Below are 14468 nucleotides of genomic sequence, written 5' to 3' on the forward strand. Positions count from 1 at the left end.
GGCCATGCTGGCGTCCGCGACGGTGTCTCAGTACCCCGCTGCGGTGAAGGCGTCTAGCACCGCGTCGCGAAGCGCATCAGGCAACGCCTCGATGTCCATCGCACGGTCATCCAGGTGCAGGGTGGGATCCAGGATGCTGGCGCGGCCCTGGGCCAATGCCTGCAACCACAGCAGCACGCAGATCACGAACTCGCGCTCATGGCCCAGCTGCAGCTGGCTGGCGCCGCGCTCGACCACTTCGAACGGGTACCACTCCTGGCTTTCATTGAACGTGCCGCCCTGCTGCAGCACCGCCTGCAACTGCTGCAGGTGGCGCGGGGCGTCGTCGCCGGCATCGCACAGCGCGGCGATCCAGGCCAGTTCGGCCGCGCTGGCAGACAGTGCCAGCGACCGCGCCGGTGAGGCGGATGCAACTGCAGCCAGACCTTCCATGTTGGGCCTCGTTCGGTACGTGCCGCTGCGGACTCCCCCGCACCCAGAGCTTCGGGGGGCATGCGTAAGGCCGATGTGAATGCCGTGCCCCCTTGTCAGCGATGCCTGGCAGCGCCATATCTACCGGGCTGCCCGCCTGCCGGGCCCGTACCCTGGAGACCTGCCGTGACCGTTGCCAACCCCCTGCTCGATTTTTCCGGCCTGCCGCGCTTCGAGGCGATCCGCCCCGAGCACGTGGCGCCGGCGCTGGATGTGCTGCTGGCCGAGGCCGCAGCCGCCGTCAGCGCAGCCGAGCAGGTGCAGCCGGTCACCTGGCAGACCTTCGTGACCCCGCTGGACGATGCCACCGAGCGCCTGTGGCGCGCCTGGGGCCTGGTCGGCCACCTGCAGGGCGTGGTCAATACCCCGGAGCTGCGCGAGGCCTACAACAGCAACCTGCCGCGGGTGACCCGCTTCGCCAGTGCGCTGGGGCAGAACCTGGCGCTTTACCGCCAGTACCAGGCGCTGGCCGCCAGCCCGGAGGCGGCGCATTTCGATGAAGCCCAGCGCAAGGTGCTGGACAACACCCTGCGCGACTTCCGCCTGGGCGGCGCCGAGCTGGCGCCCGAGGCGCAGCAGCGTTTTGCTGCGATCAAGGAAGAACTGTCGGCGCTGTCGGCGAAGTTCTCGCAGAACGTGCTCGACGCTACCGATGCCTGGTCGCTGTTCATCGAAGACGAAGCGCGGCTGAAGGGCCTGCCGGAAGACGTGAAGGCCGCCGCGCATGCCGCAGCACAGAAGGACGGCAAGGCCGGCTGGAAACTGACCCTGCAGATGCCGTGCTACCTGCCGGTGCAGACCTGGGGCGAGGACCGCGACCTGCGCGAGATCCTGTACCGCGCCAGCGCCCAGCGTGCGTCCGAATTCGGCGATGACGCACTGGACAACAGCGGCAACATCGACCGCATCCTTGCCCTGCGCGCCGAACTGGCTGCGTTGCTCGGCTTCGATTCGTACGGCCATTACTCGGTGGCGACCAAGATGGCGCAGGACCCGGCCGAAGTGCTCGGTTTCCTGCGTGACCTGGCCGCGCGTGCCAAGCCGTTCGCCGTCAGGGACCGCGCCGAGCTGGAGCAGTTCGCGCGCGAACAGCTCGGCATCGACAGCCTGCAGGCCTGGGACCTGGCCTTCGCCGCCGACCGCCTGAAGCAGGCGCGTTACAGCTATTCCGAGCAGGAGGTGAAGCAGTATTTCACCGAGCCGAAGGTACTGGGTGGCCTGTTCTCGGTGATCGAGCAGCTGTACGGCCTGCGCGTGCAGGAGGACAGCGCGCCGGTGTGGCACGAGGATGTGCGCTTCTTCCGGTTGGTCGATGCGCAGGGCGCGCTGGTTGGCCAGTTCTACCTGGACCTGTACGCCCGCGAGGGCAAGCGCGGCGGGGCGTGGATGGATGATTGCCGCAACCGTCGCGTGCGCACCGACGGCAGCGTGCAGACGCCGCTGGTCTACCTGGTGTGCAACTTCGGCCGCGGTGCCAACGGCAAGCCGGCCACCTTCAGCCACAACGAAGTGACCACGCTGTTCCATGAGATGGGCCACGGCCTGCACCAGCTGCTGACCCGCATCAGCGAACTGGGCGTGGCTGGCATCAACGGCGTGGAATGGGATGCGGTGGAGCTGCCCAGCCAGTTCATGGAGAACTTCTGCTGGGAATGGGACCACCTGCAGGCGATGACCGCGCATGTGGACAGTGGCGAGCCGCTGCCGCGCGCGCTGTACGAGCGCATGCTGGCCGCGCGCAACTTCCACAGCGGCATGGCCACCGTCCGCCAGCTGGAGTTCGGCCTGTTCGACATGCTGCTGCACAGCCAGTTCGAACCAGCGCAGGACAGCGTGCTGGCGCTGCTCGACCGCGTGCGCGCGGAAGTGGCGGTGAACCACCCGCCGGCCTGGAACCGCTTCCCGCACCAGTTCAGCCACATCTTTGCGGGCGGTTACGCCGCGGGTTACTACAGCTACAAGTGGGCCGAGGTACTCAGCGCCGACGCCTATGCCGCCTTCGAGGAAGCGCCGCAGGCACTGGCTGAAACCGGCGCACGCTTCCGTGATGAGATCCTGTCGCGCGGTGGCAGCCGCCCGGCGGCGGACAACTTCAAGGCCTTCCGCGGCCGTGCGCCGCAGATCGATGCGCTGCTGCGCCACTCGGGCATGGCGTAATCCATGGTGGTGGGTGCCAACCTTGGTTGGCACTTCACCGCCATCCACGCATGGCGTGGATCTACCGGAATGCCGGCCAGCGGCCGGCACTACCGGTGGTGGGTCATTCGGCGTAGATCATCTTCCGGGTCATGCCGCCGTCGACGATGAAATCCTGGCCGGTGCTGAAACCGGACAGTGATGACAGCAGGTACACGGCCAACGCACCGATGTCCTCCGGCTGGCCGACGCGGCCGACCGGGTGTTGCGCATGGTCGGTGGCCGAATACTCCGGTGCGTGTCGGCGTGAGGGTGCCTGCCACTCGCAGGTGCCGATCCAGCCGGGACTGATGCTGTTCACCCGCACCGCCGGGCCGCTGCTGATCGCCAGCGCATGGGTGAACGCCACCAGTCCGCCCTTGGCTGCGGCATAGGCTTCGCTGTGTGCTTCGGATTGCCAGGCGCGGGTCGAGGCGATGTTGATGATCGCACCGGCGGCGCTGGCGGTCAGCGCCGGCAACGCATGCTTGCTGCACAGGAACGCGCCGTGCAGCGAAGACAGCCGGCGCTGCCACTCGTCCCAGTCCATGTCCTGCAGCAGCGTGCCGTGCGGGCTGGCAATCCCCGCGTTGTTGACCAGCCCGTCGATGCGGCCGAAACGCTGCAGGGCCACGGCGATGAAGGCGCGCACGCTGGCTTCGTCGGTGATGTCCAGGCGCTGGAACACGGCATCCTCACCACGCTGCCATTCCGCCAGGCACGCCTCGCCGGCCTCCACGTCGAGGTCGCCGATCAGCACGCGGCCACCGGCGCCGAGCACGGCCTGCGCGATGCCACGGCCGATGCCGTTGGCGCCGCCGGTGACCAGCACCACCTTGCCCGACAGCGGCGCGGCCGGCCAAGCGGCAATCGGCGGCACCGTGCTCACGACAGGTCTTCGCCACGCAGGCGGCGATGCCAGCCGTCCACGCCGATGCGGTCCAGGGTCTGGATGTTGCGCTCGACGATCACGTCCGGATCCGGATAGACGTCCACCGCGCGCGCCACGCTGTCTTCGCGCAGCAGGTGCAGGGTGGGGAAGGGCGCGCGATTGGTGTAGTTGCTGGCGTCGTCCGCGGCCACGCCGTCGAACTGGTAGTCGGGGTGGAAGCTGGCCACCTGCAGGATGCCCTGCAGGTCCAGCGCCTCGATCGCCGCGTCGGCGTTGTCGAGGAAGTCGTTGTAGTCGAGGAAATCGGTCAGCACCTGCGGATGCACGATCAGCGTGGTATCGATCTGCTCGGCCGGCGTATCGCGCAGCAGGACCAGTTCCTCGGCCAGCTGCTCAACCAGGGCTTCCGTCGTGGTCGCATCGCTGAGCACGATGCGGACCTGGTCCTTCACGTAGACCGCCTTGGCGAACGGGCACAGGTTCAGGCCGATGACGATGCGTTCCAGCCACAGGCGGGTGGCGGCGATCGGGTCCTCGGTGGGTAGTTGGGCGTCGGTCATGGCGGGCACGTCGGCTGGCGGGGCGGACATTGTAGGCGCGTCGCTTGCAACGCACCGTCTTACCGCAGGTGCCGGCGCCGGGCCATGCCCGGCGGCCAGATCAATCGCGGAAATTGTTGAACTGCAGCGGCAGCTCGAACTTGCCGGCCTTGAGCACGGCGATGGCGTCCTGCAGGTCATCACGCTTCTTGCCCTGCACGCGCAGCTTGTCGCCATTGATCTGGCTTTCAACCTTCAGCTTGGCCTCCTTCAGCGCAGCAGCGATCTTCTTGGCGATCTTCTGCTCGATGCCCTGCTTGACGGTGATCTTCTGCCGGGCCTGGGCCAGGTTGGTCTCGATGTCGCCGAATTCGAGGCTGAGCACATCGATGCCGCGCGCGGCCAGGCGTGCACGCAGGATGTCGTTCATCTGCTTGAGCTGGAACTCGGTCGGCGCGAACTGGTTGATCACATCGCCATCGCGTTCGAACTTGGCATCCACGCCCTTGAAATCGAAGCGGGTGGCCAGTTCGCGGTTGGCCTGGTCGATGGCGTTGGTCAGTTCGTGGGTGTCGACTTCAGACACGACGTCGAAGGAAGGCATGGGCGATGCTCCGCAGGATTCAGTGGCGGCCATTCTATCGCGAGGGCCCCACGCCCGCCCTTTGTAGAACCGAGCCCACGCTCGGCTGCTTTGTGAAGAGCGGCCGAGCGTGGGTCCGGCTCTACAGAAAGCGACGACCGGGCGATAATGGGCCATGAACGTGCAACGCTCCCCCTCGCGCGCAGTGGCCTGGATGGTCGCTGCGGTCGCCTGCTTCTCGCTGATGGATGCTGGCATGAAGCAGCTGTCGGCCAGCTACCCCACCCTGGAAGTGACCTTCCTGCGCGGCGCGGCCTCGTTGCCATTCGTGCTGGTCTGGGTGCTGGCCAGCGCCGGGCCGCGTTCGCTGGTGCCGCGCCGCTGGGGGCTGCACCTGCTGCGTGGTGCGCTGGGCATGGCGATGATCGGCTGCTTCGTGTTCGCCCTGCGCGACCTGCCGCTGTCCACTGCCTACACGATCTATTTCGTTGCCCCGCTGCTGATCGCCGCATTGTCGGTGCCGCTGCTGGGCGAGCGGGTCGGGCCACGGCGCTGGGTCGCCATCGGGATTGGCCTGGTCGGTGTGCTGGTGGTGCTGCGGCCGGGCGTCGATGGCTTCATCTCGGTGCCGGGGCTGATGGTGCTGGCCGCGGCCACTGCCTATGCCGTAGCCGCGATCACGGTCAGCCTGTTGACCCGCACAGATACTTCGCAGTCGATGGTGGTCTGGTTCCTGGTGATCATGGCCATCGGTGCCGGGCTGCTGGCCCTTCCCGGCTGGGTGCCACTGCAGCTGGCACATGCGCCGCTGATCGGTGGCATGGGCCTGGCCGGGGCGCTGGGCCAGATCGCCCTGACCAGGGCCTTCCAGCTGGGCGAGGCCTCGATGATCGCGCCGTTGGAGTACAGCGGGCTGGTCTGGGTGATCGGTTGGGACCTGGCCTTCTGGGGCCAGCTGCCCGATGGCTATACCTGGGTGGGCGCGGCAATCATCGTGGCTTCGGGGCTTTACCTGCTGCACCGCGAGCGGGTGAACAGGCAGGAGCCGCCGAAGCCGCTGGATCATCCCTGAACCGGTTTGGCCGGGAAGCGGGGTCAGAGCCCCTGCGGGGATCCGACCCCGGAACCCGCGCCGGAGCAGGTACGTTAGAACCAAAAGGAATAACATTCTGGCCCATGGCGCGGGCGCGCGACCGCCTGCGCTGGTAGGCTGCACGCCCCCTTCCGTCACCCAGCCGGTGAGCCACGCCCGTGATCGAGTTCCAGCGCCTGCACAAATCCTATGCCGTTGCCGGCCGCGAGATCAGCGCGCTGCAACCGTTGGACCTGACCATCGAGGCCGGTGAGGTTTTCGGCATCATCGGCCATTCCGGCGCCGGCAAGTCGACCCTGATCCGCATGATCAACCGCCTGGAAGAACCCAGCGGTGGCCGGCTGCTGATTGGTGGTGAGGATGTCACCGCGCTGGACGCCGACGGCCTGCGCGCGCTGCGCCGGCGCATCGGCATGATCTTCCAGCATTTCAATCTGCTGTCGTCGCGCACGGTGGCGGGCAATGTCGCCTTTCCGCTGGAACTGGCCGGCACGCCGAAGGCGGAAATCGACGCGCGTGTGGCCGAGCTGCTGCAGACCGTGGGCCTGGAAGCGCATGCGCAGAAGTATCCGGCGCAGCTGTCCGGTGGCCAGAAGCAGCGCGTCGGCATCGCCCGCGCGCTGGCGACCCGTCCGCAGATCCTGCTGTGCGACGAGGCCACCAGTGCGCTCGACCCGCAGACCACTGCTTCGGTGCTGTCACTGCTGTCGAAGATCAATCGCGAGCTCGGCCTGACCGTCGTGCTGATCACCCACGAGATGGACGTGATCCGCCGTGTCTGCGACCGCGTTGCGGTGCTCGATGCCGGCCAGATGGTCGAAACCGGTCCGGTCACCCGGGTGTTCCTGCACCCGCAGCATCCGACCACGCGCCGGTTCGTCAGCGAGTCGGAGCATGTGGACGAGGGCGCGCTGCACCGTGATTTCGATGCCGTTGGCGGCCGTATCGTGCGCCTGACCTTCCTCGGTGGCGACACCTACGAACCCCTGCTCGGCAGCGTCGCGCGGCAGACCGGGGTCGACTACAACATCCTGTCCGGCCGTATCGACCGGATAAAGGACACCCCGTATGGCCAGCTGGTGGTCGCCCTGGTGGGCGGCGACCAGTCCGCCGCGCAGGCTGCCTTCGTGGCCGCCGGCGTGCACGTCGAGGAGCTGCGTCGATGATCATTGCTGCTGCTGGCGGCTTCTTCCGTCACCTGGATGCGGGCAAGTGGGCCGACATCGGCCAGGCCACCCTCGACACGCTGCTGATGCTGCTCGGTTCGCTGCCGCTGACGCTGGCCATCGGCCTGCCGCTGGGCGTGCTGCTGTACCTGTTCGGCGCGCCACAGATGAAGCGGAGGCCGTTCGCCTATGGCGCGCTGGCACTGGTGGTGAACCTGCTGCGCTCGGTGCCTTTCATCATCCTGATGATCGTGCTGATTCCGGTCACGTTGTTCCTGATGGGAACCTCGCTGGGCGTGCGCGGCGCGATCGTGCCGCTGGTGATCGGCGCAGCGCCGTTCTATGCGCGCCTGGTCGAGACCGCGCTGCGCGAAGTGGATCGAGGCGTCATCGAGGCGACCCAGGCGATGGGCGCCACCACCTGGCAGCTGGTGACCCGCGTGCTGCTGCCGGAAGCGCGCCCCGGCCTGATCGCCGGTGCCACCGTCACCACCGTGGCCCTGATCGGCTTCACTGCGATGGGCGGTGCGATCGGTTCCGGCGGCCTCGGCGACCTGGCGTTCCGCGATGGCTACCAGCGTTCGCACACCGACGTGGCCCTGGTCACCGTGGTCCTGCTGCTGGTCCTGGTGCAGCTGCTGCAGATGCTCGGCGACCGCCTGGTCGCGCATTACAGCCGCAAGTAACCGCTACGCCTGCCGGTAGCCGGCCAGCGGCCGGCTCTACCCCATTGCCTGGAAACGGTAGTGCCGGCCGCTGGCCGGCAATTCCACGTGCGGTCAACGCGCGTTCGGTACTTCGTAGCCCAGCTTGCCGACCTGCTCCGGGTGCTGCGGCACGCGCTTGAGCTTGTCGGTGTTCACCCCGTACTCGTCACGCAGGCGCTCGGCCAGCTCCTTGTACAGGGCTTTGTCCATGTCCGGCGTGCGCGAGAAGATCCACGCCATCTCACGGCCCGGATAACCGATCAGCGCCCACGAGTAATCCGGGGCGACGTCCAGCACCCGGGAGTGGGTCGGCACCACGCGGTAGAACCAGGTGCGCCAGCCGTGGTTGCCGCTGTCCGGGTCGACGCTGGCGCGTGCGCGGATCTCCTGCAGGGGTTCGCCGAAGCCGTCGCGGTAGCGGTAGGTGATGCCGACCTTGTGCTCGTCGCGCAACTCGTACTCGTTGACGCTGGCGACGTGCCCGCGTTCGATGAAGTTCGGCACGCGGCCGATCACGTACCAGGTGCCCATGAAGCGCTTGAGGTCGATCGGGGCATCCGGATCGGCGCGCGGGGCGCTGGCACGGGGTGATGGCGGCTCACCGACCGCCATGGCGGGGCCCGCCAGGGACAGGGCCAGCAACACGGCGCAGAGCGGGCGGATCGAAGTCATGCGGGAGCGGGCTCAGGAGGGCTTTGCCTGAGCATGGTCGACTGAGCGTGCGCGATCCGTCAATGGTGTCGCAATCTGTGAGAAGGGGATTGCCCAAGCTGTGTTGCATTGTCTACCGGAGAAGGCTCATGAACACACGTTCCGTCCGTCACCCTGCAACTGAACGCATCATCGAACGCGCCGACCCGCGCCTGCTGCGTGGCGTGCGGCAACTGGCGCTGGCCGGACTGGCGCTGGTACTGGTCTGGCCAGCGGCACGTGGCAGCAGCGCGTGGTTGGGCTGGCTGCCGATGTGGCTGATCGGCATGCCGCTCGCGGCCTGGTGGGCGCTGTTGCGCTTCCCGCTGCCGCGCCTGTCGCGGCTGCCGAAGGTGCGGCGTACCGGTGGACAGGCGCGTCGCCGGCGCGGCCCGGCGGCCACGGCCTGACCTTCGACACGGGGGAGGCCGCGGCATTCCGTGCTAGCGTTCCACGGCTTATGACTGCCTGGAGCTGCAATGTCACGACTCGCTTCCGCCTGCCTGTTGGCCGGCATGATGACCGCTGCCTCGGTGGGGACCGCCGTGGCCGCTGAAGATACCGACCGCTACGCCTGGCTGGAGGACGTTACCGGCGACAAGCCGCTGTCCTGGGTCAAGGAACAGAATGCCAAGTCCGAGGCGCGCCTGGCGCAGACCCCGGCCTTCAAGCAGATGGAGACCCGCATCCGCGAGGTGCTCGATTCCGATGCCAAGATTCCGGGCGTGCAGAAGATCGGCGACTACTACTACAACTTCTGGAAGGACCAGCAGCACGAGCGCGGCCTGTGGCGGCGCACCACCCTGGCCGAGTACCGCAAGGCGTCGCCGCAGTGGGAGACCGTGCTCGACCTGGATGCGCTGAACAAGGCCGAGGGTGAGAACTGGGTCTGGCACGGCGCCGATTGCCTGCGCCCGGATTACAGCCGTTGCCTGATCGCGCTGTCGCGCGGCGGCGCCGACGCCGACGTCACCCGCGAGTTCGACCTGGCCAACAAGACCTGGATCAAGGACGGCTTCTTCCGTCCGGAGTCGAAGGGGGGCCTCAACTGGGTCGACCGCGACACCGTGTTCGTCTACACCGACTTCGGTGCCGGCACGATGACCACGTCCGGCTATCCGCGCGTGGCCAAGCTGTGGAAGCGCGGCACGCCGATGGCCTCGGCCACCGTGGTGTACGAAGGCAAGCCGGAAGACATGTACATCGCGGCGATGCACGATGACACCCCGGGCTTCGAGCGCAACCTGGTCAGCCGTACGCTGGCGTTCTACAACAACGAACTCTACCTGCGTGGCGACGACGGCACGCTGACCAAGATCGACGCGCCGAATTCGGCCGAGAAGGGCCTGCACAAGCAGTGGCTGACCCTGGAGCTGCGCGACCCGTGGACCGTGGGCGGCAAGACCTATGCGTCCGGTTCGCTGCTGGCGATCCAGCTGGACGACTTCCTTGCCGGCAAGCGCGACTTCGAGGTGCTGTTCACCCCGACCGCGACCACCTCGCTGGCCAGCGCCACCTGGACCAAAAGCCACCTGGTGCTGAACGTGCTGGACGACGTCAAGAACCGCCTGTCGGTGCTGACCCCGGGCGCCAATGGCTGGCAGACCAGCCGCTTCGTCGGCGCCCCGGCCTTCGGCACGCTGGGCGTGGCTGCAGTGGACAGCAATGACAGCGACGCGGTGTGGCTGACCGCCACCGATTACCTGACCCCGACCACGCTGGCCCTGGCCGAGATCGGCCAGGCCCCGGAAACGCTGAAGACCATGCCGGCCTTCTTCGACGCCAAGGGCAAGGTGATCGAGCAGCACTTCGCCACCAGCAAGGACGGCACCCGCGTGCCGTACTTCGTGGTGCACGACAGGGCGATGAAGCTCGATGGCTCCAATCCGACGTTGCTGTACGGCTACGGTGGCTTCGAGATCTCGCTGACCCCGAGCTATTCCGGTGGCATGGGCCGCGCCTGGCTGGAGAAGGGCGGCGTGTACGTGGTGGCCAACATCCGTGGCGGCGGCGAGTACGGCCCGCGCTGGCACCAGGCGGCGCTGAAGCAGAACCGCCATAAGGCCTACGAAGACATGGCCGCGGTGGCGCGGGACCTGGTCAAGCGCAAGATCACCAGCGCCAAGCACCTGGGCGTGCAGGGCGGCAGCAACGGTGGCCTGCTGACCGGCAACATGCTGACCCAGTACCCGGAGCTGTTCGGTGCGGTGGTGGTGCAGGTGCCGTTGCTGGACATGAAGCGCTACAGCCACCTGTTGGCGGGTGCCTCATGGATGGCCGAGTATGGCAACCCGGATACCAGTGACTGGGAGTTCATCAAGACCTTCTCGCCGTACCACCTGTTCAACGCGAAGAAGAACTACCCGCCGGTGCTGTTCACGACCTCGACCCGCGACGACCGCGTGCACCCGGGGCATGCCCGCAAGATGGCGGCGAAGATGATCGACGCCGGCAAGGACGTGACCTACTACGAGAACATTGAAGGAGGGCACGGCGGCGCCGCCAACAACGCGCAGGCCGCGCACATGTCGGCGCTGGCGTACAGCTTCCTGTGGGAGCGGTTGGGCGGCAAGTAAGCAGAACGGAAAACGCCGCCCCAGGGCGGCGTTTTTCTTTGCCCGGTGGTGCCGGCCGCTGGCCGGCAAACCTGCAATGCGTGGATGATGCCGTCGCCGGCCAGCGGCCGGCACTACCGTCAACGTGATCCCTGCCAACGCTTCAATCCGCGCGCAATCCGCGCCACCGCCTCCTGCAATCGCGGTACCTCCTGGGTATAGGCCAGGCGCACGTGCTGGTTGGCACGATGGAAGCCGAAATCCAGGCCCGGGGTGAACGCCACGTGCTCGGTTTCCAGGAAATGCGCGCAGAATGCCTGCGCGTCGTCGGTGAATGCACTGACGTCGGCGTACAGGTAGAACGCGCCCTGTGGCTCGACTTCGATACGGAAGCCCAGCTCACGCAGTGCCGGCAGCAGGAAGTCGCGACGCTGGCGGAACGCGTCGCGGCGCTGCTCGAAGATCGCCATGGATTCCTCGCTGAAGCAGGCGAGCGCGGCGTGCTGGGCGATGCTCGAGGCGCTGATGTACAGGTTCTGCGCCAGCTTCTCCAGATCCGGTACTGCGGACGGCGGCGCCACCAGCCAGCCCAGCCGCCACCCGGTCATGCCGAAGTACTTGGAAAAACTGTTCAGTACGAATGCGTTGTCGTCCACCTGCAGCACGCTGGGCGCGTCCAGGCCGTAGGTCAGGCCGTGATAGATCTCGTCCACCACCAGGTGGCCGCCCCGCGCGTGCAGGGTCTGCGACAGTGCAGCCAGTTCGTCGGCGGAGAGCACGGTGCCGGTCGGGTTGGCCGGCGAGGCAACCAGCGCGCCGACGCTGTCGGCATTCCAATGCTGTTCCACCAGCGACGGCGTGAGCTGGTACGCAGTGTCCGGGCCGACCGGCACCAGCTGTGCGCCGCCTTCGACGAGGCGCAGGAAGTGGCGGTTGCAGGGGTAGCCGGGGTCGGCCAGCAGCCAGTGGCGGCCGGGGTCGACCAGCAGGCTGCTGGCCAGCAGCAGCGCACCGGACCCACCCGGGGTGACCAGAATGCGTTCAGGGTCGATGTCCAGACCGTAGTGGCTGCGATAGAAACCGCTGATCGCCTGGCGCAGGGCCGGCAGGCCACGTGCGGCGGTGTAGCGGGTATGGCCGGCGGCCAGTGCGGCCTGGCCGGCCCGCACGACCGGTTCGGCGGTAGTGAAGTCCGGTTCGCCGATTTCCAGGTGGATCACATCGTGGCCGGCCTGTTCCAGCGCCTGCGCGCGGGCCAGCAGGGACATCACATGGAACGGAGCGATTTCATGGCTGCGCCGGCTGTAGCCCGGCGTGTGGGGCAGGGTACTCATGGATCCATGGTACGCCGGTCGGCATGGCCCATGACGATCCGCAGGGTTGCCGCTTGGCTGCGATTGGGGTCAGATCCCTTTTCGGGAAAAGGGATCTGACCCCGCCGAAGACCATTGCATTGATGCGCCAGGAACCCTACTTCATGAAGTCCACCCTCTGCCTGTTGCTCGCCAGCCTGATGACCACGACTGCTACCGCCGCCACTCCGCCCGTTCCGCCGGACGCCGCCAGGCATCCGCACGTGGTCAAGGCGCCGTTCGGCGCGACCCGCAACGATGACTATTACTGGCTGCGCGATGACAAGCGCGCGGACAAGGACATGCTGGCCTACCTGCAGGCCGAGAATGCCTACGCCGACCAGCTGCTGGCACCGCTGAAGCCCCTGGAAGACACCCTGTACAAGGAGATTGTCGGCCGCATCAAGCAGGACGATTCCAGCGTGCCGGCGCGCGAGCGCGGCTACTGGTACTACAGCCGTTTCGAGACCGGCCAGGACTACCCCATCCACGCGCGCCGCAAGGGCAGCATGGAGGCCGCCGAGGAAATCCTGCTGGACGTCAATACGATGGCTGCCGGCAAGGGCTACTTCAGCGTCGGCTCGATGGAGGTCAGCCAGGACAACCAGTTGCTGGCCTGGGCCGATGATGATGTCGGCCGCCGCCAGTACACGATCCGCTTCAAGGATCTGGCCACCGGCAAGGTGCTGCCCGATGTGATCACCGGCAGCTCCGGCGACCTGGTCTGGGCCGACGACAACCGCACCGTGCTGTATGTCGAGAACGATCCGGAAACGCTGCTCACCGTGCGCGTGAAGAAGCACGTGCTGGGCACTCCAGCCAGCGCCGACACCGTCGTCTACGAAGAGAAGGACGACAGCTTCTACATGGGCATCGGCCGCACCCGCGACGATCGCTTCATCACCATCGGCGTGCACAGCACTGTGTCCTCGGAAGAGCGCTACGCACCGGCCAGCGATCCGACCACCTTCACCGTGCTGGCCCCGCGCCAGCGTGACGTCGAGTACGACGCCGACCACTACGACGGCCGCTGGGTGATCCGCACCAACGACGGTGCGAAGAACTTCAAGCTGGTCACCGCACCGACCGATGCCACCTCGCGTGCGCAGTGGAAGGACTGGATCGCGCATGACGATGCGGTGTTCATCGAAGGCTTCGAGCTGTTCGACAGCTACACCGCCATCGCCGAACGTTCCGAGGGCCTGGAGCGCATCCGCCTGCTGTTCAAGGATGGCCGCAGCGACTACGTGAAGGCTGATGAGCCGGCGTACTCGATGGGCCTGGGCGACAACACCGAGGCCGATACGCCGTGGCTGCGCTACGTCTACACCTCGATGACAACCCCGACCACCGTGTTCGAGCTGAACACCGCCACCGGTGAGCGTCGCCAGCTGAAGGTGCAGCCGGTGATCGGCTATGACGCCTCGAAGTACGAAACCGACCGCGTCTGGATCACCGCGCGCGATGGGGTGAAGGTGCCGGTGTCGCTGGTCTACCGCAAGGGCTACCAGAAGGATGGCAAGGGCGCGCTGTTCCAGTACGCCTATGGCAGCTATGGCATGTCGATGGATCCGTACTTCAACCAGACCGCGGTGAGCCTGCTCGACCGCGGCGTGGTGTATGCCATTGCCCATATCCGTGGCGGCCAGGAAATGGGTCGCGACTGGTACGAGAACGGCAAGCTGCTGCACAAGCAGAACACCTTCAACGACTTCATCGACGTCACCCGCGGCCTGGTCGCACAGGGCTGGGCGGCGAAGGATCGTGTCGCCGCGTCCGGCGGCAGCGCCGGTGGCCTGCTGATGGGCGCGGTGGCCAACCAGGCCCCGCAGGATTACCGGGTGATGGTGGCGCAGGTCCCGTTCGTCGACGTGGTCACCACCATGCTCGACCCGACCATTCCGCTGACGACCAACGAATACGATGAGTGGGGCAACCCGGAGCAGAAGCCGTATTACGACTACATGCTGTCCTACTCGCCCTACGACAACGTGAAGCAGCAGGCGTACCCGGCGCTGTTCGTGGGCACCGGCCTGTGGGATTCGCAGGTGCAGTACTGGGAGCCGGCCAAGTGGGTGGCCAAGCTGCGTGATCACAACACCGGCCCCTACCCGATCCTGTTCCGCACCAACATGGAAGCCGGCCACGGCGGCAAGTCGGGGCGCTTCCAGCGCTACCGCGAGCTGTCCGAGTCGTACGCGTTCGTGCTGCAGCAGCTGGGCATCGCCCAGCCGTAACGGCGAAG

General features: G+C 67.0%; 13 protein-coding genes. 7 read left to right on the forward strand and 6 right to left on the reverse strand.

All coding sequences use genetic code 11. The annotated features are described in order from the left end of the window. Positions 1-27 precede the first annotated feature (27 nt). Complete coding sequence (locus AC5P8U_RS05175; protein ID WP_005419475.1) at positions 28-432, reverse strand: hypothetical protein; 405 nt, start codon at positions 430-432, stop codon at positions 28-30. Positions 433-597: 165 nt separating this feature from the next. On the opposite strand from AC5P8U_RS05175, the gene AC5P8U_RS05180 reads away from it, so the two are divergent. Continuing rightward, positions 598-2628, forward strand: a complete 2031-nt coding sequence (locus tag AC5P8U_RS05180; RefSeq protein ID WP_447897176.1) for a M3 family metallopeptidase — start codon at positions 598-600, stop codon at positions 2626-2628. A gap of 103 nt (positions 2629-2731) precedes the next feature. Here AC5P8U_RS05180 and AC5P8U_RS05185 read toward each other — a convergent pair whose 3' ends face one another. From AC5P8U_RS05185 to AC5P8U_RS05195, 3 genes are all read right to left on the reverse strand, one after another. Then, entirely contained in the window at positions 2732-3535 is an 804-nt protein-coding gene (locus AC5P8U_RS05185) for an SDR family oxidoreductase (protein WP_111096771.1), read from the reverse strand. Next, positions 3532-4098, reverse strand: coding sequence for a DUF1415 domain-containing protein (locus AC5P8U_RS05190; protein ID WP_061479870.1), 567 nt, complete (start codon positions 4096-4098; stop codon positions 3532-3534). Before AC5P8U_RS05190 ends, AC5P8U_RS05185 begins: the two co-directional genes overlap by 4 nt. Positions 4099-4198: 100 nt before the next feature. Then, positions 4199-4681 carry a YajQ family cyclic di-GMP-binding protein gene (locus tag AC5P8U_RS05195; protein WP_005419468.1) on the reverse strand — a complete coding sequence of 161 codons (483 nt, stop codon included), beginning with the start codon at positions 4679-4681 and terminating at the stop codon, positions 4199-4201. A 154-nt stretch (positions 4682-4835) separates the two neighbouring features. On the opposite strand from AC5P8U_RS05195, the gene AC5P8U_RS05200 reads away from it, so the two are divergent. The 3 genes from AC5P8U_RS05200 to AC5P8U_RS05210 all read left to right on the forward strand — a co-directional run bounded on the left by AC5P8U_RS05200 (position 4836) and on the right by AC5P8U_RS05210 (position 7605). Further along, positions 4836-5732 (forward strand): DMT family transporter, encoded by an 897-nt coding sequence (locus AC5P8U_RS05200; RefSeq protein WP_019660712.1) that lies wholly within the window; start codon positions 4836-4838, stop codon positions 5730-5732. Between the two features lie 179 nt (positions 5733-5911). Next, positions 5912-6919 carry a methionine ABC transporter ATP-binding protein gene (locus tag AC5P8U_RS05205; protein WP_072167209.1) on the forward strand — a complete coding sequence of 336 codons (1008 nt, stop codon included), beginning with the start codon at positions 5912-5914 and terminating at the stop codon, positions 6917-6919. Beyond that, positions 6916-7605: a methionine ABC transporter permease gene (locus tag AC5P8U_RS05210; protein WP_065196496.1), complete on the forward strand. Its 690-nt coding sequence runs from the start codon at positions 6916-6918 to the stop codon at positions 7603-7605. Before AC5P8U_RS05205 ends, AC5P8U_RS05210 begins: the two co-directional genes overlap by 4 nt. 93 nt (positions 7606-7698) lie before the next feature. Here AC5P8U_RS05210 and AC5P8U_RS05215 read toward each other — a convergent pair whose 3' ends face one another. Continuing rightward, on the reverse strand, positions 7699-8298 hold the full coding sequence (locus tag AC5P8U_RS05215) for a lipocalin family protein (RefSeq protein WP_049438993.1): 600 nt from the start codon (positions 8296-8298) through the stop codon (positions 7699-7701). Positions 8299-8426: 128 nt separating this feature from the next. Between AC5P8U_RS05215 and AC5P8U_RS05220 the strand changes: the two genes are divergently transcribed. Next, positions 8427-8726: a hypothetical protein gene (locus AC5P8U_RS05220; protein ID WP_072167208.1), complete on the forward strand. Its 300-nt coding sequence runs from the start codon at positions 8427-8429 to the stop codon at positions 8724-8726. A 69-nt stretch (positions 8727-8795) separates the two neighbouring features. Next, the gene (locus tag AC5P8U_RS05225) at positions 8796-10892 is read left to right on the forward strand and encodes a prolyl oligopeptidase family serine peptidase (RefSeq protein ID WP_072167207.1); all 2097 of its coding nucleotides are present in this window, start codon (positions 8796-8798) and stop codon (positions 10890-10892) included. 119 nt (positions 10893-11011) lie between these two features. Here AC5P8U_RS05225 and AC5P8U_RS05230 read toward each other — a convergent pair whose 3' ends face one another. Next, positions 11012-12205 carry a pyridoxal phosphate-dependent aminotransferase gene (locus tag AC5P8U_RS05230; protein WP_065186217.1) on the reverse strand — a complete coding sequence of 398 codons (1194 nt, stop codon included), beginning with the start codon at positions 12203-12205 and terminating at the stop codon, positions 11012-11014. A gap of 143 nt (positions 12206-12348) precedes the next feature. On the opposite strand from AC5P8U_RS05230, the gene AC5P8U_RS05235 reads away from it, so the two are divergent. After that, positions 12349-14460, forward strand: a complete 2112-nt coding sequence (locus AC5P8U_RS05235) for a S9 family peptidase (RefSeq protein WP_072167300.1) — start codon at positions 12349-12351, stop codon at positions 14458-14460. Positions 14461-14468: the final 8 nt, after the last annotated feature.

It is taken from the genome of Stenotrophomonas sp. YJH_SMC_81 (genome assembly GCF_059370875.1).